At 68.4% G+C, this 23,889-nt stretch carries 23 protein-coding genes; 15 read left to right on the forward strand and 8 right to left on the reverse strand.

Annotated elements, in window-relative coordinates:
- Positions 1-53: 53 nt before the first annotated feature.
- From ilvC to BLU54_RS16170, 3 genes are read right to left on the reverse strand one after another with little or no spacing between them, the layout of a single operon-like run.
- On the reverse strand, positions 54-1,070 hold the full coding sequence (ilvC, locus tag BLU54_RS16160; RefSeq protein WP_091910690.1) for a ketol-acid reductoisomerase: 1,017 nt from the start codon (positions 1,068-1,070) through the stop codon (positions 54-56).
- Between the two features lie 57 nt (positions 1,071-1,127).
- Positions 1,128-1,619, reverse strand: coding sequence for an acetolactate synthase small subunit (gene ilvN / locus BLU54_RS16165; RefSeq protein WP_091910691.1), 492 nt, complete (start codon positions 1,617-1,619; stop codon positions 1,128-1,130).
- A 52-nt stretch (positions 1,620-1,671) separates the two neighbouring features.
- The gene (locus BLU54_RS16170; RefSeq protein WP_091910693.1) at positions 1,672-3,498 is read right to left on the reverse strand and encodes an acetolactate synthase 3 catalytic subunit; all 1,827 of its coding nucleotides are present in this window, start codon (positions 3,496-3,498) and stop codon (positions 1,672-1,674) included.
- A 371-nt stretch (positions 3,499-3,869) separates the two neighbouring features.
- Here BLU54_RS16170 and BLU54_RS16175 point away from each other — a divergent pair, with 371 nt between their 5' ends.
- The 6 genes from BLU54_RS16175 (at position 3,870) to BLU54_RS16205 (ending at position 8,972) form a co-directional block, all read left to right on the forward strand.
- Complete coding sequence (locus BLU54_RS16175) at positions 3,870-4,436, forward strand: RNA polymerase sigma factor (protein ID WP_091910696.1); 567 nt, start codon at positions 3,870-3,872, stop codon at positions 4,434-4,436.
- Positions 4,433-4,852, forward strand: coding sequence for a DUF3619 family protein (locus tag BLU54_RS16180; protein WP_091910698.1), 420 nt, complete (start codon positions 4,433-4,435; stop codon positions 4,850-4,852). Before BLU54_RS16175 ends, BLU54_RS16180 begins: the two co-directional genes overlap by 4 nt.
- Positions 4,853-5,653: a DUF3106 domain-containing protein gene (locus tag BLU54_RS16185; RefSeq protein ID WP_091910700.1), complete on the forward strand. Its 801-nt coding sequence runs from the start codon at positions 4,853-4,855 to the stop codon at positions 5,651-5,653. It abuts the gene before it with no gap.
- A 389-nt stretch (positions 5,654-6,042) separates the two neighbouring features.
- Entirely contained in the window at positions 6,043-7,548 is a 1,506-nt protein-coding gene (locus BLU54_RS16195) for a dihydrolipoyl dehydrogenase (RefSeq protein WP_091910931.1), read from the forward strand.
- Positions 7,549-7,716: 168 nt separating this feature from the next.
- Positions 7,717-8,388: a TetR/AcrR family transcriptional regulator gene (locus BLU54_RS16200; protein WP_091910704.1), complete on the forward strand. Its 672-nt coding sequence runs from the start codon at positions 7,717-7,719 to the stop codon at positions 8,386-8,388.
- A complete protein-coding gene (locus BLU54_RS16205) occupies positions 8,388-8,972 on the forward strand; it encodes an LOG family protein (RefSeq protein ID WP_091910934.1) in 585 nt (194 codons plus the stop codon). The genes BLU54_RS16200 and BLU54_RS16205 overlap by 1 nt, the downstream gene beginning before the upstream one ends.
- A gap of 325 nt (positions 8,973-9,297) precedes the next feature.
- Here the strand turns inward: BLU54_RS16205 and BLU54_RS16210 are convergent, their stop codons facing one another.
- The 5 genes from BLU54_RS16210 to upp form a co-directional block, all read right to left on the reverse strand.
- Positions 9,298-11,823, reverse strand: coding sequence for an ABC transporter permease (locus tag BLU54_RS16210; protein WP_091910936.1), 2,526 nt, complete (start codon positions 11,821-11,823; stop codon positions 9,298-9,300).
- Between the two features lie 62 nt (positions 11,824-11,885).
- Entirely contained in the window at positions 11,886-12,506 is a 621-nt protein-coding gene (locus BLU54_RS16215) for a DUF4126 domain-containing protein (protein ID WP_091910938.1), read from the reverse strand.
- Positions 12,507-12,859: 353 nt separating this feature from the next.
- Positions 12,860-13,180, reverse strand: a complete 321-nt coding sequence (gene sugE / locus BLU54_RS16220; RefSeq protein WP_091910706.1) for a quaternary ammonium compound efflux SMR transporter SugE — start codon at positions 13,178-13,180, stop codon at positions 12,860-12,862.
- A gap of 189 nt (positions 13,181-13,369) precedes the next feature.
- On the reverse strand, positions 13,370-13,792 hold the full coding sequence (locus BLU54_RS16225) for a methylglyoxal synthase (protein WP_407919434.1): 423 nt from the start codon (positions 13,790-13,792) through the stop codon (positions 13,370-13,372).
- Between the two features lie 147 nt (positions 13,793-13,939).
- A complete protein-coding gene (gene upp / locus BLU54_RS16230; RefSeq protein ID WP_091910708.1) occupies positions 13,940-14,590 on the reverse strand; it encodes a uracil phosphoribosyltransferase in 651 nt (216 codons plus the stop codon).
- A gap of 434 nt (positions 14,591-15,024) precedes the next feature.
- Here upp and BLU54_RS16235 point away from each other — a divergent pair, with 434 nt between their 5' ends.
- From BLU54_RS16235 to rng, 9 genes are all read left to right on the forward strand, one after another.
- On the forward strand, positions 15,025-15,804 hold the full coding sequence (locus BLU54_RS16235) for an SDR family oxidoreductase (RefSeq protein WP_091910710.1): 780 nt from the start codon (positions 15,025-15,027) through the stop codon (positions 15,802-15,804).
- A 291-nt stretch (positions 15,805-16,095) separates the two neighbouring features.
- Positions 16,096-16,824 (forward strand): YebC/PmpR family DNA-binding transcriptional regulator, encoded by a 729-nt coding sequence (locus BLU54_RS16240; protein WP_091910712.1) that lies wholly within the window; start codon positions 16,096-16,098, stop codon positions 16,822-16,824.
- 102 nt (positions 16,825-16,926) lie between these two features.
- Positions 16,927-18,228, forward strand: a complete 1,302-nt coding sequence (purD, locus tag BLU54_RS16245; protein ID WP_091910714.1) for a phosphoribosylamine--glycine ligase — start codon at positions 16,927-16,929, stop codon at positions 18,226-18,228.
- A 120-nt stretch (positions 18,229-18,348) separates the two neighbouring features.
- Entirely contained in the window at positions 18,349-19,275 is a 927-nt protein-coding gene (gene hemF, locus BLU54_RS16250) for an oxygen-dependent coproporphyrinogen oxidase (protein ID WP_091910716.1), read from the forward strand.
- Positions 19,276-19,412: 137 nt separating this feature from the next.
- Positions 19,413-20,057 carry a nicotinate-nucleotide adenylyltransferase gene (locus tag BLU54_RS16255; protein ID WP_407919436.1) on the forward strand — a complete coding sequence of 215 codons (645 nt, stop codon included), beginning with the start codon at positions 19,413-19,415 and terminating at the stop codon, positions 20,055-20,057.
- Between the two features lies 1 nt (position 20,058).
- The gene (rsfS, locus tag BLU54_RS16260; RefSeq protein ID WP_091910718.1) at positions 20,059-20,511 is read left to right on the forward strand and encodes a ribosome silencing factor; all 453 of its coding nucleotides are present in this window, start codon (positions 20,059-20,061) and stop codon (positions 20,509-20,511) included.
- A 12-nt stretch (positions 20,512-20,523) separates the two neighbouring features.
- Positions 20,524-20,994, forward strand: coding sequence for a 23S rRNA (pseudouridine(1915)-N(3))-methyltransferase RlmH (gene rlmH / locus BLU54_RS16265; protein ID WP_091910720.1), 471 nt, complete (start codon positions 20,524-20,526; stop codon positions 20,992-20,994).
- Between the two features lie 353 nt (positions 20,995-21,347).
- Positions 21,348-22,220 carry a Maf family protein gene (locus BLU54_RS16270; protein WP_091910945.1) on the forward strand — a complete coding sequence of 291 codons (873 nt, stop codon included), beginning with the start codon at positions 21,348-21,350 and terminating at the stop codon, positions 22,218-22,220.
- Between the two features lie 72 nt (positions 22,221-22,292).
- The gene (gene rng / locus BLU54_RS16275; protein WP_091910723.1) at positions 22,293-23,756 is read left to right on the forward strand and encodes a ribonuclease G; all 1,464 of its coding nucleotides are present in this window, start codon (positions 22,293-22,295) and stop codon (positions 23,754-23,756) included.
- Positions 23,757-23,889: the final 133 nt, after the last annotated feature.

Here is a 23,889-nt window from a genome sequence, read left to right on the forward strand (position 1 = left end):
TACGCAAGATCGCGCGGCGGGCCGCTCGAAGGCCCGCCGGCACGCCGTCAGTCTTAGTTCTTCGACTGGTCGACGAGCTTGTTCTTCGCGATCCACGGCATCATCGCGCGCAGCTTGGTGCCGACCTGCTCGATCTGGTGCTCGGCCGTCAGGCGGCGGCGCGATTGCAACGTCGGCGCGGCGGCGCGGTTTTCGAGCGTGAAGCTCTTCGCGTATTCGCCGGTCTGGATGTCCTTCAGGACTTCGCGCATCGCACGCTTGGTCTCGTCGGTGATGATGCGCGGGCCGGTCACGTACTCGCCGTATTCAGCGTTGTTCGAGATCGAGTAGTTCATGTTCGCGATGCCGCCTTCGTAGATCAGGTCGACGATCAGCTTCAGCTCGTGCAGGCACTCGAAATACGCCATTTCCGGCGCATAGCCCGCCTCGACCAGCGTCTCGAAACCGGCCTTGATCAGCTCGACGGTACCGCCGCACAGCACGGCTTGTTCGCCGAACAGGTCGGTTTCGGTCTCTTCGCGGAAGTTCGTCTCGATCACGCCGGCGCGGCCGCCGCCGTTGGCCGCCGCGTACGACAGCGCGAGATCGCGCGCCGAACCGGACTTGTCCTGGGCCACGGCGATCAGGTGGGGCACGCCGCCGCCTTGGCTGTACGTCGAGCGCACCGTGTGGCCCGGCGCCTTCGGCGCGATCATGATCACGTCCAGGTCGGCGCGCGGCTGCACCTGACCGTAGTGGACGTTGAAGCCGTGCGCAAAGGCCAGCGCGGCACCCTGCTTGATGTTCGGTTCGACGTCGTTGCGATAGACCTCGGCGATCAGTTCGTCCGGGATCAGCATCATTACCACGTCGGCGCCCTTCACCGCTTCGCCGACCGCCTTCACGGTCAGGCCGGCCGATTCGGCCTTCTTCGCCGACGCGCCGGTCGGACGCAGGCCGACCGTGACGTTGACGCCGCTTTCCTTCAGGTTCAGCGCGTGGGCGTGGCCTTGCGAACCGTAGCCGATGATGGTGACTTGCTTGCTCTTGATCAGCGAGAGGTCGGCGTCCTTGTCGTAGAAAACTTTCATGCTGGTATCCGTTGTTTATTGAGTTGAATGATTGTCAGGCGGCGGCGAGCGCCGGGTTCAGACTTTCAGGACGCGCTCGCCGCGGCCAATACCGGAGCAACCGGTGCGGACCGTTTCGAGTATCGCCGTGGCGTCGACCGCCTGGATGAACGCGTCGAGCTTGTTCGTGTCCCCCGTCAGCTCGACCGTATAGGTGCGCTCCGTCACATCGATGATGCTGCCGCGGAAGATATCCGCCATCCGCTTCATCTCGTCGCGCTCCTTGCCCACCGCCCTGACCTTGATCAGCATTAGCTCGCGTTCCACGTGGGCGCCCTCTGTCAGGTCGACCACTTTGACCACCTCGATCAGGCGGTTCAAATGTTTCGTGATCTGTTCGATCACTTCGTCCGAGCCGATCGTCACGATCGTCATGCGCGACAGCGAGGGGTCCTCGGTCGGCGCGACGGTCAGAGTCTCGATGTTGTAACCCCGTGCCGAGAACAGGCCGACGACGCGCGACAGCGCCCCCGGTTCGTTCTCCAGCAGAACGGAAATGATGTGTTTCATGATGGCTTCGTTTGACAGTCGATGCGGATCGCGGGCGCGCGCCCGCGACGACTCAGAACAGATCCTCGGCGCCGAGCAGCATCTCGGTGATGCCCTTGCCGGCCTGGACCATCGGCCAGACGTTCTCGGAAGGATCGGTCTGGAAATCGAGGAAGACGGTTCGGTCCTTCAGGCGCAGCGCCTCCTTCAGCGCCGCCTCCACGTCCGAGGTCTTCTCGATCCGCATGCCGACGTGACCATAGGCCTCCGCCAGCTTCACGAAGTCGGGCAACGCATCCATGTACGAATGCGAATACCGTTCCGCGTATTCGATCTGTTGCCACTGCCGCACCATGCCCAGATAGCGGTTGTTCAGCGAGATGATCTTGACCGGCGTGTTGTGCTGCTTGCAGGTCGAGAGCTCCTGAATGCACATCTGGATCGATCCCTCGCCGGTGATGCACACGACATCGTCATCCGGATGAGCCATCTTCACGCCCATCGCGGCCGGCAGGCCGAAGCCCATCGTGCCGAGCCCGCCGGAATTGATCCAGCGCCGCGGCTCGTTGAAGCGGTAGTACTGGGCGGCCCACATCTGATGCTGGCCCACGTCCGAGCAGACGAACGCGTTGCCGCCGGTGAGCCGGTGCAGGGTCTCCACCACGAACTGCGGCTTGATGATCTCGCTGTCGCGGTCGAACTTCAGGCAGTCGATGCCGCGCCACGCCTCGATCTCCTGCCACCACTGCGCGAGGGCCTCGGTGTCCGGGCCGTGATCGACCACCTGCAGTTGCTCGATCATCTCCTTGAGGACTTCGCGCACGTCGCCGACGATCGGGATGTCGACCTTGACGCGCTTCGAGATCGACGACGGGTCGATGTCGATGTGGATGATCTTGCGGGGCCGCGACGCGAAATGCTCGACGTTGCCGATCACGCGGTCGTCGAAGCGCGCCCCGATGGCGATCAGCACGTCGCAGTGCTGCATCGCCATGTTCGCTTCGTAGGTGCCGTGCATGCCGAGCATGCCGAGGAACTTGCGGTCGCTGGCCCGATAGCCGCCCAGACCCATCAGGGTGTTGGTGACCGGATAGCCGAGCAGGTCCGCGAACTGGTTCAGCTCCCGCGCGGCGTTCGCGAGGATCACGCCGCCGCCCGTGTAGATGTACGGGCGCTTCGCGCCCAGCAGCAGCGCCAGCGCCTTGCGGATCTGGCCCGAGTGTCCCTTGGTCACCGGGTTGTATGAGCGCAGCGCGACGTGTTGCGGCGCCTCGTACTCATACGGCGTTTTCGAGACGTCCTTCGGGACATCGATCAGCACCGGGCCCGGTCGTCCGGTGCGGGCGATATGGAACGCCTTCTTGACGATCGCCGGCAGGTCGCGCGCATCCTTGACCAGGAAGTTGTGCTTCACGCAGGGCCGCGTGATGCCGACCGTGTCGCACTCCTGGAACGCGTCCTGGCCGATCGAGCCGGTCGGGACCTGGCCGCTGATCACCACCATCGGAATCGAATCCATGTAGGCGGTCGCGATGCCGGTCACCGCGTTGGTGACGCCGGGCCCCGAGGTCACCAGGCAGACGCCGACCTGGCCGGTCGAGCGCGCATAGGCGTCGGCCGCATGCACGGCTGCCTGCTCGTGGCGCACGAGCAGATGCTGAATCCGGTCCTGCTTGTACAGCTCGTCGTAGATGTAGAGAACCGATCCACCGGGATAGCCCCAGATGTATTCGACGCCTTCGACGGCAAGGGCTTCGACGAGCGCGGTTGCGCCGATCGACTCAGCACGCGGCGGCGTGGTCGAGGAAACGGTCAGAGGAGACGAGGGAGACGGAGGAACGCGAGTGGAAGTCTGAGCGACATCGTCGCGCGCGGAGAATTCCGCGCTGGAAGTTTTCATGATCCGCCTTGGCAATTTTCGGCAAAAAATTGATCGGATGCTCTCCATGCGTGCTTGTGGCCCGCTTTCGAGCTTCTCATCCCGGCACCGGTCCGCCTGATGGGCCGGCGGCACTGGGACGTGTGTCGTGATGCGAATTCGGAACATTAGCGGCACCGGCTGGCCCGGTCAAGGCAATTTGCACCATTCGAAGGATTGCCCGCCGGCTGTCGCGCGCGCGCCGCACCACGCGCATGCATCGCGCACCGTCGCGGGGCCCAGCCGGCCCGGCAGGGCGGCACGCGCCCGCAGCCCGCGCTTTTTTTGATAGCATCCGCTCCTTCAAGAACGCAGACCGCCTCGCGCAATCAAGCGGCTTCCCCGCATGCAGAATGGCTTCCGATAAGGAGATGGGCGACTTTCTCGCCGGCGTCGAGACGCGCGCCTTCAAGACGGCGCAGTACGCGGTGCGCGATGCCGACGCCGCGCTCGACATCGTCCAGGAAGCGATGGTCAAGCTCGCCGAGCGCTACGGCGACCGGCCGGCCGGCGAATTGCCGCTGTTGTTCCAACGCATTCTGCAGACGACCACGCTCGACCACTTCCGCCGGCAAAAGGTGCGCGACTCGCGCTTCGCCTCGCTCGCCTCGCTGGGCCTGCCCGACGACGTCGACCCGCTGGAGACCCTGACCAGCAATGCCGTCGCGCCACTGTCGATGGCTACCCGGCCGGCCGACGACACGCTGGGTCGCACGCAAACGCTTACACTGATCGATGCCGAGATCGACCGCCTGCCGGCGCGTCAACGCGAAGCCTTCCTGCTGCGTTACTGGGAGGACATGGACGTGGCGCAGACCGCTGCCTTGATGGGCTGCTCCGAGGGCAGTGTCAAGACACACTGCTCGCGGGCCGTCCGTACCCTGGCGGCTGCGCTGCAAGCGAAAGGAATCACCTTATGAGCGATCAAACGGAATTCGACGAGCAGTTGTTCGCGAGGCGACTCTGTCACGCGCTCGACCAGCATGCCGCCGCGCTACCGGCCGCGACACGCGGCCGCCTGGCCGACGCCCGGCGCCGCGCGATGGCGCGCAAGAAAGCCGCCGCGCCGGTCCTGGTGCGCGTACCGGCGCTGGCGACGGCTGGCGGCTCGACGGGCGTGTCGGACGGGCCGGGCGGTCGGCACGGCGCGCGGCGGCTGGCGGCATTGGCGGCGGCGCTGGCCATCGGGGCGGCCCTGCTCGGTCTCGGCAATGTCGAACGCCAGCAGCGGATCGACGACTACGCGACCCTCGATGCCCAGATGCTGAGCGATGCGCTGCCGATCGACGCCTACCTCGATCATGGCTTCAACGGCTACCTGAAGGGCGATCGTTAAGTGACTGCGGACAGCCATCTGGTTGGCGCGACTTCGCTGCTGGCGGTCGCCGCGGCGGCGATCGCGCTGACCGCCACCTGGCCGCGCTGGCATTCGACCGATACGCCCGCGGTGATCGGCACGGCCGTGCCGGTCGCGCCGTTGGCGCCGAGCACGGCACCGGTGGTTGCTGACCAGGCATGGCCCACCCTGGGCGCGGAGCAACGTGCCCTGCTCGCGCCGCTGGCCAGCCAGTGGTCCACGCTGACGGCCGAGCAGCGCAAGAAGTGGCTGGTGATCGCGGAAGAAGCGGGCCGGATGCCGAGCGATCGGCGCGCCTTGCTGCAACAGCGCATCGCACGGTGGGCCGCGCTGACGCCCGATGAGCGCCGGCATGCGCGGGAAAACTACCAGTTGGCGCGCAGCTTGTCGCCGGTCGAGCGTGAACGGGCGTGGAAGGCTTATCAGCGGCTGCCGGAACGTCAGCGAACGGGCATTGCCGCCCGGCAGGAACGCCTGCCGCGTTCCGCGGTGACCGCGCCGCCCAGCGGCAGTGCCGGCCTCCATCACGTGGTCCGCAATGCCCTCCGCGGCCGGCAAGTGCGCCCCGGGGCCGCCCGGGCTGCGTCCGCATCCGCCGCCCCACCGGCGCCGGCTTCCGCGGCAGCGCGGGGTACCGTCACCCCGCCCGCGGCCGCCTCGGCGCCGTTTTCCGTCTCGACCGCGCCACGAACGGCAGATACCGCAGCGCCACGCATCGCGGCGTCGGGCGGCGCCGGCGGCAACTCAGGCGCCTTCGACCTGGAACGCGCCAATCCCTGAGCGCAGCGGTGGCAGCGACTGACTGCGAATCGGGCCTGGCAGCGTGCCGTTCGGCCCGCGCCCTCGCCTGACGCTGCTTACGCCGCCGCCGCCGCGCCGCGGGCTCGCGCCTCTCGTTCGTTCTGCTGCATCGCACGCGCGGCACAGCGCCGTCTGCCCGTCTGCCCGTTGCGCTGCGTTGCCGCACCCCGAAGCTGGCCGCCGACCCTGACCTTCTCCCCTCGCCCAGCCGCGCGCGCCGCGGCCGCGCGCACGCCGGGCACGTCGGCACGCTGACAGCCGCCCGCCTCCGTGACACTCGCCTGCGCCAGCGTGCGGACCGTCAAACCGGCACGAACGACGGAACCGTGGCAACCTGATTGGACGCCCCTGTGCCAATGGACGGACTCATGAAAGAACTCAATACGGACGTGGCGATCATCGGCGCCGGTAGCGCTGGCATGGCCGCCTATCGTGCCGCGACCAAGGCCGGCGCCAAGGCGCTGTTGATCGATGGCGGCGCGCTGGGCACGACCTGCGCGCGGGTCGGCTGCATGCCCTCGAAACTGCTGATCGCCGCCGCCAATGCGGCCCACGCCGCCGCGCCGGAAACCGGGCGATTGGACACCTTCGGCATCCGCCTGGACGGCACGCTGCGGATCGACGGCACTGCGGTGATGGACCGGCTGCGCACCGAGCGCGACCGCTTCGTCGGCCTGGTCAAAAAGGAGATCGAACAATTTCCGGCGGACGCGCTGCTGCGCGCGAACGCACGCTTTCTTGCCCCCACCCGGCTGTCGGCCGGCAACACGCTGGTACAGGCACGCGCGGTAATCATCGCGACCGGCGCCACGCCGACGCTGCCCGACGAATTCGCGCCGCTCGGCGACCTGGTCGCGACCAGCGATACGCTGTTCGAATGGCCGGCCCTGCCGACACGCATCGCGGTGTTCGGCACCGGCCTGATCGCGCTCGAACTGGGTCAGGCCTTGTCACGGCTTGGTGTCACCGTGCGCATGTTCGGCAAGGGTGGCTCGCTGGGCGGCCTGACCGATCCGGCCGTCGCCGCGTGTGCGCGGCAAACGCTCGGGGCCGAGTTTTACCTCGACTGCGACGCCGACGTCGTCTCGATCGAACGAGTGCAGCAGGGCGACGCCGCCCGTGCGCGCATCGTCTATCGGACGCCGGACGGCAAGCATCGCGACGAGCAATTCGATCGCGTCCTGGTCGCAACCGGCAGGCGCCCGCAGCTCGACAAGCTGGCGCTCGACGCAAGCGGACTCGCACTCGGCAAGCACGGTGTGCCGCTGTTCGACGAAACGCGCATGCAGTGCCGTTTCGGCAAGGACAGTCGCCCCGCCAGCGACGGCGGCGGTGACGGCGACCCGGCGCCGGTTTTCATCGCGGGCGACGTCGACGGCCAGCGGCCATGGCTGAACGAGGCCGCGGACGAGGGCCGCATTGCCGGCACCAATGCGGCGGCATGGCCGGACACCACGTCGTTCGAGCGTTCGACACCGCTCGCGGTGGTGTTTTCCGACCCGCAGATGCTGATGTGCGGCGCGCGCTTCGAAGCGCTTGACCCCGACACCATCGTCGCCGGCCAATCGAGCTTCGACGACCAGGGCCGGGCCCGCATCGAACAGGTCAACCGCGGCCTGCTGCGCGTGTATGCCGACAAGGCGACGCGACGCCTGCTTGGCGCGGAAGGCATCGCACCCCATGCGGAGCATTTCGCTCACCTGCTCGCGTGGTCGATCCAACGTGGCGCGACCGTCGATGAGTTGATCACGATGCCGTTCTACCACCCGGTTTTCGAGGAGGGCGTGCGCAGCGCGCTGCGCGACGCGATGGCGCGGCTGGTCGAAACGACCCATTGCGCGCCGCCCTCGCTGGCCGACGCGATCGGCGGCTGAAGCCGTGCGTCGGGCCGCCGGCGGCGGCAGTCCAACGCGCGTCAGCCTGCACGCCGGTGGCGGTTCCCGCCGCGACGCTCCGAACATGGGAGAGACAGTTCGGAGCGCGCCGTTATAATCGGCCGATAGCGCGCCGACGTGCCCGGCGCGTCGGTGCCGCCTGAAGCCATGGACATCAAACTCCCGCGACGTACCCGCGAGCGCATCCTGCAGAAGTCGTTGAAGCTCTTCAACGAAATCGGCGAGCCGCATGTCACGACGACGACCATCGCCGAGGAAATGTCGATCAGTCCCGGCAACCTCTACTACCACTTCCGCAACAAGGACGACATCATCAACTGCATCTTTCTGCAGTTCGAAGCGGAGATCGACAAGCGCATGACCTTCGTGGGCGACAGCGCGCCGTCGATCGAGGAAGTGTGGACATACCTGCAGCGGATGGCCGATTTCCTGTGGGCCTATCGCTTCCTGTACCGGGACCTGAACGACCTGCTGGCGCGCAACCGCACGCTCGAAACCCACTTCAAGCAAATCATCTCGCACAAGGTCGGGTTCGCACGCAGTCTGTGCGAGCGCCTGGTGGCCAGCGAAGAGATGGCCGCGAGCGCGACCGAGATCGAGTTGATCGCGACCAACATCGGTGTCATCGCAACGTACTGGCTCTCCTACCAGTTCGTCATGCATCCACGGAAGTACAACGACCAGGCGGCTATCCGGGCCGAACTGCAGCGCGCCAGCCTGCAAATCCTGTCGGTGATCGCCCCTTATCTGCGCGGCGCGTCGCGCGAGCGCTATCAGCGACTCGCCAGCGCCACGCCGCCTCCTCCAGAGAAATCATGATGAAATCGGTTTGTGTCTACTGCGGTTCCGCCAATGGCGCGCGCCCCGCGTACGCCGCAGCGGCGCGTGCATTCGGCCAGGCGCTGGCTGACGCCGGCCTTACGCTGGTCTACGGCGGCGGCAGCGTCGGCCTGATGGGCATCGTCGCGGATGCCGCGCTTGGCGCCGGCGGCGAAGTAGTCGGCATCATCCCGCAGTTGCTGATGGACAAGGAAGTCGGTCATCACGGCCTGAGCCGGCTGGAAGTCGTGCCCGACATGCACCAGCGCAAGAAGCGCATGGCCGACCTGTCCGATGCCTTCATCTCGCTGCCCGGCGGCGCGGGCACCCTCGAGGAACTGTTCGAGGTCTATACCTGGGCGCAGCTCGGCTATCACCGCAAGCCGATCGGCTTGCTGAACGTCGCGGGCTTCTACGACCCGCTGCTGACGATGCTGCGTCACACGGTGGCCGAGGGCTTTCTGCGCGAGCCTTATCTGGATCTGCTGCTTACCGAGCGCGACCCGGCCGCCCTCCTCGACCTGTGCCGACGCTTCGAATCGCCTGCCGGCGACAAGTGGGCCAGTCGTCGGGAAGCCGTCTGACACGCCGCGCCGCTCGGCATCGCGAGCGCGCGGCTCGCCCGGCTCGACCGCGCAAGGGTTTCACGGGGCTGCCGACGGCATCGCATGGGCCGGCGGACCGCGTTCTCATGGTGAGAGCGGCAGGGGAGCGGCACGAGAGCGGCAGGGAAGCGGCAGGGAAGCGGCAAAAGCACGGCGATCTCATCGCCGCTCCCGGTCTGAGCCGCTTCATCGCGCCGCTTTATCGTGCCGCTTCATCGCGCCGCTTCATTGCGCCGTTTCAGCGATACGCCGCGCCAGTGCCGCGCCGAGCCCGCCCGTCTTGCCCACCGGGGCGCCAGCGCCGCTACTGACTCCGCAGCGAGGCGAGCGCCGGACGCGCCAGCACCTGGCGCAAACTCCACCAGCCGCCAAGCAGCGCGCACGCCAGTCCGGCGACGATGCCGACCGGCGCAAGCCACGGGTCGAACGCGATCGCGAAATCGAACACGCGCCGCGCCAGCAACCAGCCAATCGCCTGCGCCCCGAGCGCGGCGAACAAGCCCGCCATCGCCCCGACTACGACGAACTCGGTCAACTGCACGCGACCGACCTGCCGTTGCGACGCGCCCAACGCGCGCAGCAGCGCGGACTCTCGTGAGCGCTCGTCGCGCGATGCCGCCAGTGCCGCGTACAGCACCAGCATGCCGGCGGCGAGCGTGAATGCGAACAGGAACTGCACGGCCGCGATCACTTGATCAAGCACACCCTGGAGCTGCGCCAGGATCGCGGCCGTATCGATCACGGTCAGGTTGGGCATCGCCTGCACCAGCGCGTCCAGTCGGGGACCGGCACCGGGCGGCAAGCGGAAACTGGTGATGAACGTCGCCGGCAGATCGGCCAGCGCAGCCGGCGGCATCAGCACGAAGAAGTTGACCCGGAAGCTGCCCCAGTCCAGCTCGCGCAAACTCGTCACGCGCGCGTCCACCGCCTGTCCGGCCACTTCGAAGCGCAGGGTGTCGCCGAGCTGGACGCCCAGTTGCTTCGCGATGCCCGCCTCCATCGACATCTCCATCGACCTTTCCGTCGACACCTTGGTGCCGGGCGGCGCGCCCGCGTCCGTGGCGCCGAACCACCGCCCCGCGCCGATCCGGTTGCCGGCCGGCAGCACGTCGGTGTACGACAGATTGAATTCGCGATCGACCAGCCGGCGGGTCCGCTCTTCCGGGTAGGCGTCGGGCGACACCGCCTTGCCGTTGTGACGCGTCAACCGGCCCCGGATCATCGGAGACAAGGCGGGCGAGGCGACACCAAGGGCGTGCAGCCCCCGCGACACCGCATCGACCTGATCGGGCTGGATATCGATCACGAAACGGTCGGGTGCGTCGGGCGGCGTCGACTGCCGCCAGCCCGCAATCAGGTCGTTGCGCGTCATCGCCAGCAGCAGCAGGCACATCAGCCCGATTGCCAGCGCCGTGACCTGCAACGCACTGCTGGCCCCTCGTCGCGACAGCGACGCAAGCGCGTAGCGGGTGCCGAAGCGCTGCGCCGGCCGCTCGCGCCGTGCCGCGCGCGCCAGCGCCCGCAGGCAAAGCCACGACAGCCCGCCGAACACCAGCAGCCCGGCCGCGAAACCGCCCGCGACGATCAGGCCCAGGCGCCACTGCCCGGCGCTCGCCACCAACAAAGCCGCGAACAACGCCACGCCGAGCGTGTAGCCGAACACGCTGCCACGCCGGCCGGGGTCGGCCTCGCGCCGCAACACCTTGACCGGCGGCACCCGCGTGAGCGGCAAGAGTGGCGGCAGTGCGAAGCCCAGCAGCAGCACCAGTGCGGTACCGACGCCTTGCGCGACCGGCCAGAGCGTCGGCGCCGGCAGGTCGATGCGCAGCAGCGCACCCAGCCAGTTGAGCAGCACCGCGTGGCCCGCGAAGCCGATGCCGACCCCGATCAGCCCGCCGATCAGTCCGACCAGCAGGAATTCGACGAGAAACAGCACTGTCAGCGTTCGCGCGCTGGCACCGATGCAGCGCATCACCGCGCACCCGTCCACATGGCGGCGGGCAAAACGATGCGCACCCAGCGCGATCGCGACCGCCGCCAGCAGCGAGGTCAGCAGCGCCACGAGCGTCAGGAAGCGGTGCGCGCGATCGAGCGTCGCTTTCACCTGGGGCTGGCCCTCCTCCAGCGACTCGAGCGCGACGCCGCGGGCGTTTGGCTCGGCCAGCCGCGCATTCGCCCAGGCGGTATAGCGGGCCAGCGCAGCGTCGTTGCCGGAGACCAGCAGACGATAGGTGACGCGACTGCCGAAGCCAGTCAGGCCGGTGCCGGCGAGGTCGTCGGCGCGCAGCATGACGCGCGGCGAGAAGTTCACGAAGCTGTAGCCGCGGTCGAGTTCGCGAGCGATCGTCGCGGCGACGCGGAACGGTTTGTCGCCAAGCTTGATCGTGCCACCGAGCGGCAAGCCGAGGGCATCGAGCAACGCGGGGTCGACCCAGACGGTCCCCGGCGCCGGCACGCCGGTCGCGGCGTGCGCGGCGCCGCCGGGCGACGAGACGATGTCGACCGCGCCGCGCAACGGATAGGCGTCCGACACTGCCTTGACCGCGCTCAGTCTGGCGCCGGCCCCTCCACCCGGCGTGGCCATGCTGGGAAAGATCGCGGTGGTCGCGGTGCGCAGCCCGAGGCGTGCCGCCTCGGCGGCGAAGGCCGGGTCCACCGGCCGGTCCGCACGAATACGCAGATCGGCGCCCAGCATTTGACGCGCATCACGGTCGAGGCCCTGGCGCATCCGGTCCGACAGGAAGCCGACGCTGGTCAGCGCCGCCACTGCCAGGACCAGCGCCAGCAACAGGACCGTCAGCTCTCCGCCGCGCCAGTCGCGCCAAAGCATCGCCAGCGCAAGACGCCACTGCGCCGCCGGGCGCAGGCCGCGGCCCGCCGCTTCCAGGCCCGTCACTCGACTTCGCTTTCGAGCCGGCCGACCACGCGCGGCAGCATTTTCGTCGCCATCCCTTGCCAACCGCCGCGGACCCCGCGCCACAGACGCGGCAATACCCAGGCGGCGACCGACAGGAAGGCCAGCAGCAAGGCGAGGAACGCGACTGGCATGAAAGCGGCCAGCGTCAGCCCAGCCAGTACCAGACCATCCTCGGTCGCAGAGGCGAAGACATTCGAGACGGGGGCCGGCGACAGATTGATCAACGCACGTGTCGCCGCCTTGGTCAGATGCGCGGTGCCGGCCAGCGTGGCGCCGGCCAGCGCGGTGGACAGCACCAGTCCGGGCGACGCGTGGCCGAGCGCCGCCGCGGCAATCACCGCGCCCGACGGAATGCGGATCAGCGTATGCACCGCGTCCCAGAGGGAGTCGAGCGCGGGGATCTTGTCGGCGCAGAACTCGACGATCGCAAGCGCGGCGGCAATGCCGATCACCCACGAGGATGCGAGCACATGCAGCGAACCCGGCAGGTCCACAATGCCGAGGCGCTGAAACAGACCGGCGAGGAAGACCGTCAGATAAAGCCGCAGGCCGGCCGCCCAGGCAAGCCCGGCAGCCAGCGCGAAAGTCTCGATCATTCGCTTCTCCATAGGAACCGCACGCCGACGCCCGGCGCCAGCCCGCGAACGCGGCAGCGGAGGTCGGACAGGCAACGACGACGCCGATCGGGGCGCTGCGTCACAGACTGCGTTGCCCGGCGCGACAGCGCGCAACGGCACAAGCTGCAAAGCACGATCGAGACCTGATTGATCGATTATAGACGCGACGTTGCACGCGTGCTGCGCTGCGTCAGCGCGCCGCACGGCGGCGGGCGCGAACGAGGCATGGGACGCATCGCACTCATGGCATGGATCAGCCCACGAACGGCACCGGCGCCGCCCTGCCAACGCTTCCCTCCCGCCGGCCGTCGCGGTTCGATGCAGCCGTGGCGTCAGGCGTGGCTGGTCAACTTCAGCCCGATGATGCCGGCCAGCAGCAGGCCGGCGCTGATCAGCCGGGCCGGCGTGACGGCCTCGCCCAACACCACGATACCGACGATGAACGCACCGACCGCGCCGATGCCAGTCCAAACCGCGTAGGCGGTGCCAAGCGGCAATTGGCGCATCGCGATCGCCAGCAGCACCACGCTGAGCACCATCGCGATCACGGTAAACACCGCGGGCCAGAAACGACTGAAACCTTCCGACTGCTTCAGGCCATACGCCCAGGCGACTTCCATCAGGCCAGCGACAAACAGGTAAATCCAGGCCATCACGCCTCCCCCCTTGCGGTGCCGCGCAGCGCGGCCCGCCCTATGCGGGGCCGTCCCCGCGACCGCAGACGCACGCCGGGTCGTCCCGGCGGCCAGGAAACTACCGATCGCGTGCTGCCGATCGCGTGCTGCCGTTCGCGTGCTGCCGTTCGCGTCCTGTCGCTTGCGTCGGGCGCTTGCGTCGCGCGCTCAGGCCGACGCGGCGGTGGCCAGCAGGCCGCTGTCGCGCATCCGGAGGGTGAGCACGTCGAGCAGCATCCGCGAGGTCGCCAGGTTCGTCGCGCACGGCACGTTGTGCACGTCGCACGCGCGCACTAGCGCGTTGATGTCCGGCTCGTGGGGCTGCGGCGTCATCGGATCGCGCAGGAAGATCACCGCGTCGACATGCCCTTCGGCGAGCTGCGCGCCGATCTGCAGGTCGCCGCCGTGCGGCCCCGACAGCATGCGCTCGATGTCCAGCCCGTAGCGTTCGGCGATGCGTCCGCCGGTCGTGCCGGTGGCGAGCAGCCGGCAGGCGGCGAGCGTCGGCACGTATTCGCCGCACAGCGCGACGATGTCATCCTTCTTCATATCGTGCGCGATGAGGGCCAGGCGAGGCGCGATCGGTTGCATAGCAGTGGCGCGACAAGGCGCGGTTCGGTGGAGCAACGTGTTGTGGTGGCGGCCGGCCGGTGTAGCGGATGTCGCGCCCGGCCGGCATCGAAGCGGACCCCGGCGCGGCGCTCGGTCGACGCGCGGAAGTCGTGAGGCGGCGCCCGCTCAGTTCTTGGTGCCGAACAGGCGGTCGCCGGCATCGCCCAGCCCCGGGACGATGTAGGCATGCTCGTCGAGATGGGAGTCCAGCGAGGCGACGAAGAGCTTGACGCCGGGATGTGCGCGCTGGAACACCTCGACCCCCTCCGGGGCCGCCACCAGCGCGACGAACATGATGTGCTCGGTCGGCACGCCACGCCGCTTGAGCACGTCGACGGCATGCGCGGCGGAGTAGCCGGTGGCGACCATCGGGTCGCACAGAATGAACACGCGCTCCTCGACGTCAGGCAGCTTGACCAGGTATTCGACCGGCCGGTGGTCTTCGGCGCGGTAGACGCCGACGTGCCCGACCCGGGCGGACGGGATCAGCTCCAGCAGCCCGTCGGACATGCCGACACCGGCACGCAGCACCGGCACGATGGCCAGCTTGCGGCCGGCGATCACCGGCGCCTCGATCTGCTGCAGCGGCGTGTCGATCAGGCGCGTCGCCAACGGCAGATCACGGGTGATTTCATACCCCATCAGCAGGGTGATCTCGCGCAGCAGTTCGCGGAATGTGCGCGTCGACGTGGACCGATCGCGCATATGCGTCAGCTTGTGCTGGATCAGCGGGTGATCGAGGATGTACAGATCGGGAAAGCGAGGGTCCTGACGCATGGAAGGCTGGCACGGTGAACTGTTGGGGGCAAAACCCGACGCGCCGGCCAACACGTCGGCCGCCGCGCAAGGCACGGCAACCGCGGGGACGGGCAGGCGCTGCGGCGCACAGGCCGCGGGCTGGAGTTTACCGGAGCGGCGCGCGCGGAGAAAGCGCGCATTGCCGACTCGGCGGTCCACGCCAGCCGCGCCGCGCCCGTTCTTCCCTGCCACCCTTCCCCTACCGCCTGCCCGCGCCAGCGTGTAGGCGTCTTTCGCAAGCGGCGGCGGCCGTCTGCGCCGGGCGACGCGAGTTTGCTAAGGTTGAGGCGGTGTGCCGGGCGCGCGTGACGGGCCCGGCCGCGTCGACCGGTTCAGACCGGTTCAGACCGATTTGGGCCGGTGTCGACCGCTGTAGACCGCTGTAGACCGCTGTCGAACGAAAAGGAGGAAGGATGGATCTCGGAATTCAAGGCCGCCGGGCGCTCGTCTGCGCGGCCAGCAAAGGACTGGGGCGGGCCTGTGCCGAGGCGCTTGCCGCCGAAGGCGTCGAGGTGACGATCGTCGCGCGCGGCCGCGACGCGCTGGAGGCCACGGCCGAGGCGATACGGCGGCGCACTGGCGTGCGTGTCGACACGGTCGCCTGCGACATCATCACCGAGGCAGGTCGCGCGCAGGCGCTCGCCGCCTGCCCCGCGCCGGACATCCTGGTCAACAACGCCGGTGGTCCGCCGCCGGGCGATTTCCGCGACTGGGACCGCGACGCCTGGCTGGCCGCGCTAGACGCGAACATGCTCACGCCGATCGCGTTGATCCGCGCGACGATCGACCCGATGCGCGAACGGCGCTTCGGCCGCATCGTCAACATCACCAGCGCAGCCGTGCGCGCGCCGATCGACATCCTCGGGCTGTCGAACGGCGCACGCGCGGGCCTGACCGGCTTTGTCGCCGGCCTTGCCCGCCAAGTGGCCGGCGACAACGTGACGATCAACAACCTGCTGCCGGGGCCGTTCGACACCGATCGCTACCAGGTGACCGTCGAGGCCACTGCGCGGCGTACCGGCGCATCGGCGCAGGCGGTCCGGCAGCAAGCGCTTGCGTCGCTGCCGGCCGGGCGCATCGGCGAACCGGCCGAATTCGGCCAGGCCTGCGCATTCCTGTGCAGCGCGCATGCCGGCTACATCGTCGGACAGAACTGGCTGCTCGACGGCGGCGCCTACCGCGGCACATTCTAGACGTCGCGGCGGCACGGGACGGCGGAACACGGCAGCGGAACGCGGCAGCGGCAGCCGACGGCCGGGGCCGGTAGGCGTCCCGGGCGGGAATGCGGTCGTTGAAGCCGTTGGCGGAAAGCGGCCGCGGCGCGCGGCGGCACGGCCTGGCGGGGCCGCGCACCGGCGTGGCGCGCCCCGCCGACACTGGGTTCGCCGGTCCCGACAGGGTAGAATACGCGTTTGCGTGGCGCGAACTGCGCCCGGGCGCCGCGGCGCGCCGCACACGACCGGATTACAGGACATCACTCGATCATGGCTGGACATTCCAAATGGGCCAACATCAAACACAAGAAAGCGGCCACCGACGCGAAACGCGGCAAGATCTGGACGCGACTGATCAAGGAAATCACGGTCGCGGCGCGTCTCGGCGGCGGTGAAATCGACAGCAATCCGCGCCTGCGGCTGGCCGTCGACAAGGCCACCGACGCGAACATGCCAAAGGACAACATCCAGCGCGCGATCCAACGCGGCGTGGGCGGTCTGGAAGGCGTGAACTACGAGGAAATCCGCTACGAAGGCTATGGCATCGGCGGCGCGGCCGTCATCGTCGACACGATGACCGACAATCGCACGCGCACCGTCGCCGAAGTCCGACACGCGTTCTCGAAATTCGGCGGCAACATGGGCCAGGACGGCTCGGTGTCGTTCATGTTCACGCAATGCGGCCTGTTCCTGTTCGCCCCGGGGGCGTCCGAGGATGCGCTGATGGAAGCCGGCCTCGAGGCCGGTGCCGACGACGTGATCGGCAACGAGGACGGCAGCGTCGAGGTGGTCTGCCCGCCCAACGTCTTCGCGCAGGTCAAGAGCGCGCTCGAGGCGGCCGGTTTCAAGGCCGAGAACGCCGAGATCACGATGAAGCCGCAGAACGAGGTGGTGCTGACCGGCGACGATGCGGCACGCATGCAGAAGCTGCTCGACGCGCTGGAGAATCTCGACGACGTACAGGAAGTTTTCAGCAACGCCATCATCGACGAAGCCTGAGCGTCTTCAGGATCGGGACGATGCTCCGCGCCTTGCCGGCCGGGCTGCACGACGCTCCCGGCACGACGGGTCACGACGCGGTTCCAAAATGAGAAACAAGTGATGAAGTTAATGGTGGTCGGCTCGGGTGGCCGCGAACACGCCCTCGCCTGGAAGCTCGCGCAATCGCCGCGCATCCAGACCGTCTACGTCGCGCCGGGCAACGGCGGCACGGCCCGCGACCCGCGCCTGAGCAACGTCGAATTGCCGGAACTGGCCGAGGGCTTCACGCCGGCCGCCCTCGCCGCGCTGGCCGACTTCGCCGAGGCCGAGAAGGTCGCATTCACGCTGGTCGGGCCCGAGGCGCCGTTGGCCGCCGGCATCGTCAACGTGTTCCGCGCACGCGGGCTGCGCGTCTTCGGTCCGACCAGCGAAGCAGCGCAACTCGAATCGTCGAAGGATTTCGCGAAGGCGTTCATGAAGCGCCACGGCATTCCGACCGCCGAATACGAGACCTTCACCGACGCGGACGCGGCGCACCGCTACATCGACGCGAAGGGCGCCCCGATCGTCGTCAAGGCCGACGGCCTGGCAGCCGGCAAGGGTGTCGTCGTCGCCACCTCGGTCGACGAGGCGCACGAGGCGGTCGACATGATGCTGGGCGACAACAAGCTCGGTCAGGCTGGCGCGCGCGTGGTGATCGAGGAATTCCTGGCCGGCGAGGAAGCGAGCTTCATCGTGATGGTCGACGGCAAGCATGTGCTGCCGCTGGCAACCAGCCAGGACCACAAGCGCCTGCTGGATGGCGACACCGGCCCGAACACCGGCGGCATGGGCGCCTACTCGCCCGCGCCCGTGGTCACGCCGCAACTGCACGCGCGGGTAATGCGCGAAATCATCCTGCCGACGGTGCGCGGCATGGAAGCCGACGGCATCCGCTTCACCGGTTTCCTGTACGCGGGCCTGATGATCGACGCGAATGGCAACCCGCGCACGCTCGAATTCAACTGCCGCATGGGCGACCCCGAGACGCAGCCGATCATGGCCCGGCTCAAGGGCGATTTCGCGAAAGTGGTCGAGCTTGCGATCGACGGCCGGCTGGATACGGTCGAGCTGAGCTGGGATCGCCGCACTGCGCTGGGCGTCGTGCTGGCCGCGCGCGGTTATCCGGAAAACCCGGCGAAGGGCGATCTGATCGCCGGCATCCCGGACGAAACGGATGCTTCGGTGACCTTCCACGGCGGCACGACGCTGCGCGATGGCAAGCTGACCAGTACCGGCGGCCGCGTGCTGTGCGTGGTCGGACTGTCGGATTCGGTACGCGGCGCGCAGGCCACCGTCTACGATACGATCAACCAGATCTCGTTCGAAGGCATGCAGTACCGCCGTGACATCGGCTATCGGGCGCTGAACCGCAAGCACTGACGCGCGCGGCGGGCGGGCCGGCGTGGCTTGCCGGCCGGTCAGGCCCGGCCACCCGGCGGCCCTCGCGCCGCGAGCGGTGCCGACTCTCCTTTTCCATCCCCGCACCGACGCGGGACTGCCATGACCGCTCCATTCGACACGGCGCCCGTGCGGGCCTACCTGACCGACCTGCAGCACCGGATCGCCGTCGCCCTGGGCGCGGCCGACGGTCAGGCGTTCGGCGTGGACGCCTGGCACAAACCCCCTGGCGCTCGGCTGGGTGGCGACGGCATCACCCGCATCCTGGAAGACGGCGCATTGATCGAGCGCGGCGGCGTGGGCTTTTCGCATGTACGCGGCGCCGCACTGCCGCCGTCGGCCAGCGCGGCGCGTCCCGAGTTGGCCGGCTGCGGCTTCGAGGCGCTGGGTGTGTCGCTCGTCATGCACCCGCGCAATCCGTACTGTCCGACCGTCCACATGAATGTGCGTTTCTTCGTGGCGACGCGCGACGGCGCCAGCGCCGCCATGTGGTTCGGCGGCGGCATGGACCTGACGCCGTACTACGGCTTCGAGGACGACGCCCGCCATTTCCACGGCGTTTGCCGCGATGCACTGGCGCCGCACGGGGACGCGCTCTACCCGCGTTTCAAGAAGTGGTGCGACGACTACTTCTATCTCAAGCACCGCGACGAGCCGCGCGGCATCGGCGGCATCTTCTACGATGACTTCAACGAAGCCGGTTTCGACGGCGGCTTCGCAATGATGCGCGACGTCGGCGACGCGTTCCTGGCCGCCTACCTGCCGATCATCGAACGCCGGCGCGCGCTGCCCTTCGGCGAACGCGAGCGGGCGTTCCAGGCCTATCGGCGCGGGCGCTATGTCGAGTTCAACCTCGTGCTGGATCGTGGCACCCACTTCGGCCTGCAAAGCGGCGGACGGACCGAATCGATCCTAATGTCGATGCCGCCGCGTGCCGAGTGGCGCTATGACTGGCACCCGGAACCGGACAGCGCCGAGGCCGCGCTGACACGCGACTTCCTGACCGCGCGCGACTGGCTGGCCGCATGACGATGCCAACCGAAGCGCCGAGCGGCGTGGCAGCGGAAGCGCCGACGCAGCAGCCGCCGCTCCAGTCGCCGCTCCAGTCGCCGCTCCAGTCGCCGCTGCGGGCGCCGCAAACGCAGCGGGCGACGCCCTGTGTCGCGATTCTCGGCGGGACCTTCGACCCGATCCATGCCGGCCACCTGGCGATCGCTCGACATTTCGCCGCCTTGCTGCACCTCGACACGCTGGTGCTGATGCCTGCCGGTCAGCCGTGGCAGAAACGCGGCGTCTCGGCTGCCGCACACCGGCTGGCGATGACACGGCTGGCCGCCGCCGAGCTCGATCTCGGTCCGACCCGTGTCGTGGTGGCGGACGACGAGATTCAGCGCGAGGGCGCCACCTACACGGTCGAGACGATGACCGACTGGCGCACGCGGCTCGGTCCCGCCGCTTCGCTGTCGCTGATCATCGGCGCCGACCAGTTACAGGGTTTCGCCACCTGGCGCGGCTGGCAAGACCTGTTGCACCTGGGCCATCTGTGCGTCGCCGCGCGGCCGGGCTTCGCGCCGCACAGTCCCGACCCCGCGTTGCGCGCCGAGATCGTGCGGCGCCGTCACGCCGCCGACTGGCTGGAACAGCATCCGGCCGGCGGCATCCTGATCGATGAACAACTCAAGGTCGAGCTGTCCGCAACCGACATCCGACACCGCATCCAGGCCGGCATCGCCGCCGCCGACGCGCATTGCGACGGTGTGCCCCGACCGGTTTGGCACTATATTCGACAGCATCACCTCTACCACACCTAATATGGATATCCGCAAGCTCCAGCGAGCGATCGTCGACGGACTCGAAGACGTGAAGGCGCAGGACATTACCGTCTTCAACACCACTCACCTGACCGCGCTGTTCGATCGCGTGGTCATTGCCTCGGGCACGTCCAACCGGCAGACCCGCGCACTGGCCTCGAGCGTCAGCGACAAGGTCAAGGCGGGCGGCGGCACCGTGATCAGCATCGAGGGCACCGACACCGGCGAATGGGTGCTGGTCGATTGCGGCGACGCGATCGTCCACATCATGCAACCCGCGCTGCGCCAGTACTACAACCTCGAGGAAATCTGGGGCGGCAAAACCGTGCGCGTCAAGCTGGGCGGCAAGGGTGGCGGCACGGATGGCGACGACGAAGGGGCCGACGACGGCGACGATGAGGACCTCGACGCGCGTCAGTCGCCCGCCCCGCGCGCGGTTCGGCCGCGCCGCTGATCCCGGTTACCGATGAAGCTGTCGATCGTCGCGGTCGGTCATCGCATGCCGGACTGGATCGCACGCGGCTTCGACGAATACGCGCGGCGCATGCCGGCCGAGCTGCGTCTGGAACTGCGCGAAATCAAACCGGAACTGCGCGGTGCCGGCCGCTCCGCCGAGCAGGTGATGGCCATCGAGCGCACGCGTATCGAGGCCGCCATTGCCGCGAAGACGCGTCTGGTCGCACTCGACGAACGCGGCGCGGACTGGACCAGTGTCAAGCTCGCGGACGCGCTCGGCACCTGGCAGCGCGATGCGCGCGATGTCGCGTTCGTGATCGGCGGCGCCGATGGCCTGGATCCCGGGCTGAAGGCGCGCGCCGACCAGTTGCTGCGCCTGTCCAGCATGACGCTGCCGCATGCGCTGGTGCGTGTCGTGCTCGCCGAGCAACTGTACCGCGCCTGGACCATCACGCAGAACCATCCCTACCACCGCGTGTAAGGCCGCTGCGGCGGCGCCGCGCACTCCGCTCGCATGACTCATGACGCATGACTCATGACTCGCCTGCGCGGTCCGCACTGCCCGCACCGCCCGCACTACCGCTGCGTGATCGCCTGACAGCCGTACCGCACGTCCTACCGCACCTCGGACGGCCGCCTCGCCCCTGCCGCTCCCGTCTGGCCGGGGAGGACGCAAGCGCCGGCCCACGGCCTGCGGCTGGACATGCTCCGCATGGCGACCGGGCGCCACGCAGCGCGGGCGGGATGGGCGCAGAAGGCCGCCGCGCGGCAGTATGCCCGGGATGGCCGCTGCGCGCGCCGATGTCTTCAGCCTTGCAACGACCGTTCGCCACCATGCCAAATCAGCCGAAACCCGCCGACGCCCCGCACTTCGTCTATCTTGCCTCGCAAAGCCCGCGACGGCGCGAACTGCTCGACCAGTTGGGCGTCGCCCACCGTCTGTTGCTGCCTGACGATGCCCAGGCGGCCGAGGCGTTGGAAGACGTCGCACCGGACGACACGCCGGCAAGCTATGTGATCCGCGTCACCCTCGCCAAGGGCTTTGCCGCGCGCGCCCGTCGCCAGGCGTCCGGACTGCCTGTGGCGCCGATTCTGGCCGCGGATACCACCGTCACGCTCGATGACGCGATCCTGGGCAAGCCGGCCGACGCGGCGCAGGCGACCCAGATGCTGACCAGCTTGTCGGGCCGGACGCACCGGGTCCTGACCGGCGTGGCGGTCTTCGACGGCAAGTCGGCCATTGGCCCACTCACTGGCTCATTCACTGGCCGGGCGACCGGCGCAGTGACCGGCGTAGTGACCCGTGTCGCTACCGGCACGGTGTCCGAGCGCGGCACGCACGCGGCAGACGGCACGGCTGCGTCCGACCCGCTCGCGTTGGCCCGCGCCGCGCAACACGCGTTCGACGAGGGCCTCGGCCGTGCAGCCAGCGGCGCGGCCGCGCTGCAACCTCCCGGCATCGGTTGGCAAGGCCCCGCCCTGCGGCTGGCGCTGTCGGTCTCGACGGTCAGGGTGCGGGTGCTGACAGCCGAGGACATTGCGCGGTACGTCGCGTCCGGCGAACCATTCGGCAAGGCCGGTGCCTACGGCATCCAGGGGCGCGGCGCGGAATTCATCGCGGAGCTGCACGGCAGCTATTCCGGCGTGATGGGCCTGCCACTATTCGAGACAGCGGCCGCCCTGCGCCAAAGCGGGCTCTCGTTCTAAAATCCGCGGCCTGACGTACGATAAGACCTGCGCGAGGCAACGGCCTCGCGCCCGACCGCCGCCGACCGCACCATGACCGAAGAAATCCTGATCAACGTCACGCCGCAGGAAACGCGGATCGCAATCGTCCAGCAGGGCGCCGTCGAGGAATTGCACGTCGAGCGTACCGTCTCGCGCGGCCGCGTCGGCAACATCTATCTCGGCAAGGTGGTGCGCGTCCTGCCGGGCATGCAATCGGCGTTCATCGACATCGGCCTGGAACGTGCCGCCTTCCTGCACGTTGCCGACATCTGGCACCCGCGCGCCGACGGTCACACGCAACCCGCGCCGCTGCCGATCGAGCGGACCGTGTTCGAGGGCCAGGCGCTGATGGTACAGGTGACGAAGGACCCGATCGGCACCAAGGGGGCGCGCCTGTCGACGCAGATCAGCATCGCGGGCCGGACCCTGGTCTATCTGCCGCAGGAACCGCATATCGGCGTCTCGCAGAAGATCGAAAGCGAGACCGAACGCGAAGCGATTCGCGCCCGGCTCGGCGCGGTGCTGCCACCCGACGAGAAAGGCGGCTACATCGTGCGCACCATCGCCGAGGATGCCAGCAGCGAGGAACTGGCCAACGACGTCGCCTATCTGCGCAAGGCATGGGCAACGATCCAGGCGCGCGCGCAACGCTCCCCGCCCGCGACCCTGCTGTTCCGCGACCTGGACCTGGCGCAGCGCGCGCTACGCGATTTCGCCGGCGAGCACACCATCCGCATCCAGGTCGATTCGCGCGAAACGTACGACAAGCTGGCCGCCTTCGCGGGCGAATACACGCCCGCGGTCGCGGGGCTGGTGCAGCACTATGCGGGCGAACGGCCGCTGTTCGACCTGTACCACGTCGAAAGCGAAATCGAGAAGGCGCTGTCGCGCCGCGTCGACCTCAAGTCGGGCGGCTATCTGATCATCGATCAGACCGAGGCGATGACGACGATCGACGTCAACACCGGCGGCTACGTGGGCGCACGCAATTTCGAGGAAACGATCTTCAAGACGAACCTCGAGGCCGCGCAGACCATCGCGCGGCAACTTCGCCTGCGCAACCTCGGCGGCATCATCATCATCGACTTCATCGACATGGAGGACCCGGTGCATCGGGACGCCGTGCTCGGCGAACTGCGCAAGGCGCTCGCGCGCGATCGCACACGCGTCACCGTGAACGGCTTCTCGCAGTTGGGTCTGGTCGAGATGACGCGCAAGCGCACCCGCGAGTCGCTGGCGCATATTCTCTGCGAGACCTGTCCGACCTGCCAGGCGCGCGGCCAGATCAAGACACCCCGCACGCTGTGTTACGAAATCTTGCGGGAGATCATGCGCGAGGCACGCCAGTTCAACCCCCGCGAGTTCCGCGTGGTGGCCTCGCAAGCGGTGATCGACCTGTTCCTGGAGGATGAGTCGGCCCATCTCGCGATGCTGTCGGATTTCATTGGCAAGCCGGTGTCGCTCCGTGTCGAACCCAGCTTCATCCAGGAGCAGTACGACATCGTGCTGATGTGACGCGCCGACACGGCGCCGCCCCGCCGCGTGGACGAGGTGCGCCAGCTGTCGAAGGCAGTGCTGCTGACGAACCGGCCGATCGGGGCAGGCCCCGCCGACGGCACGCCGGCAATGTACATTTGCTCACGCGCTG

The sequence above is a fragment of the Chitinasiproducens palmae genome, from assembly GCF_900095735.1.
GTDB lineage: Bacteria > Pseudomonadota > Gammaproteobacteria > Burkholderiales > Burkholderiaceae > Chitinasiproducens > Chitinasiproducens palmae.

Excerpts from the sequence above, each read along its gene's own strand:
- upp (WP_091910708.1), bottom strand. The coding sequence starts at position 14,590 with ATGCGTCAGGACCCTCGCTTTCCCGATCTGTACATCCTCGATCACCCG.
- BLU54_RS16175 (WP_091910696.1), top strand. The coding sequence starts at position 3,870 with ATGGCTTCCGATAAGGAGATGGGCGACTTTCTCGCCGGCGTCGAGACG.
- BLU54_RS16210 (WP_091910936.1), bottom strand. The coding sequence starts at position 11,823 with ATGCTTTGGCGCGACTGGCGCGGCGGAGAGCTGACGGTCCTGTTGCTG.
- BLU54_RS16235 (WP_091910710.1), top strand. The coding sequence starts at position 15,025 with ATGGATCTCGGAATTCAAGGCCGCCGGGCGCTCGTCTGCGCGGCCAGC.
- rng (WP_091910723.1), top strand. The coding sequence starts at position 22,293 with ATGACCGAAGAAATCCTGATCAACGTCACGCCGCAGGAAACGCGGATC.
- rsfS (WP_091910718.1), top strand. The coding sequence starts at position 20,059 with ATGGATATCCGCAAGCTCCAGCGAGCGATCGTCGACGGACTCGAAGAC.
- rlmH (WP_091910720.1), top strand. The coding sequence starts at position 20,524 with ATGAAGCTGTCGATCGTCGCGGTCGGTCATCGCATGCCGGACTGGATC.
- ilvN (WP_091910691.1), bottom strand. The coding sequence starts at position 1,619 with ATGAAACACATCATTTCCGTTCTGCTGGAGAACGAACCGGGGGCGCTG.
- hemF (WP_091910716.1), top strand. The coding sequence starts at position 18,349 with ATGACCGCTCCATTCGACACGGCGCCCGTGCGGGCCTACCTGACCGAC.
- BLU54_RS16270 (WP_091910945.1), top strand. The coding sequence starts at position 21,348 with ATGCCAAATCAGCCGAAACCCGCCGACGCCCCGCACTTCGTCTATCTT.
- BLU54_RS16180 (WP_091910698.1), top strand. The coding sequence starts at position 4,433 with ATGAGCGATCAAACGGAATTCGACGAGCAGTTGTTCGCGAGGCGACTC.
- BLU54_RS16195 (WP_091910931.1), top strand. The coding sequence starts at position 6,043 with ATGAAAGAACTCAATACGGACGTGGCGATCATCGGCGCCGGTAGCGCT.
- BLU54_RS16240 (WP_091910712.1), top strand. The coding sequence starts at position 16,096 with ATGGCTGGACATTCCAAATGGGCCAACATCAAACACAAGAAAGCGGCC.
- ilvC (WP_091910690.1), bottom strand. The coding sequence starts at position 1,070 with ATGAAAGTTTTCTACGACAAGGACGCCGACCTCTCGCTGATCAAGAGC.
- BLU54_RS16200 (WP_091910704.1), top strand. The coding sequence starts at position 7,717 with ATGGACATCAAACTCCCGCGACGTACCCGCGAGCGCATCCTGCAGAAG.
- BLU54_RS16170 (WP_091910693.1), bottom strand. The coding sequence starts at position 3,498 with ATGAAAACTTCCAGCGCGGAATTCTCCGCGCGCGACGATGTCGCTCAG.
- BLU54_RS16215 (WP_091910938.1), bottom strand. The coding sequence starts at position 12,506 with ATGATCGAGACTTTCGCGCTGGCTGCCGGGCTTGCCTGGGCGGCCGGC.
- sugE (WP_091910706.1), bottom strand. The coding sequence starts at position 13,180 with ATGGCCTGGATTTACCTGTTTGTCGCTGGCCTGATGGAAGTCGCCTGG.
- purD (WP_091910714.1), top strand. The coding sequence starts at position 16,927 with ATGAAGTTAATGGTGGTCGGCTCGGGTGGCCGCGAACACGCCCTCGCC.
- BLU54_RS16225 (WP_407919434.1), bottom strand. The coding sequence starts at position 13,792 with ATGCAACCGATCGCGCCTCGCCTGGCCCTCATCGCGCACGATATGAAG.
- BLU54_RS16205 (WP_091910934.1), top strand. The coding sequence starts at position 8,388 with ATGAAATCGGTTTGTGTCTACTGCGGTTCCGCCAATGGCGCGCGCCCC.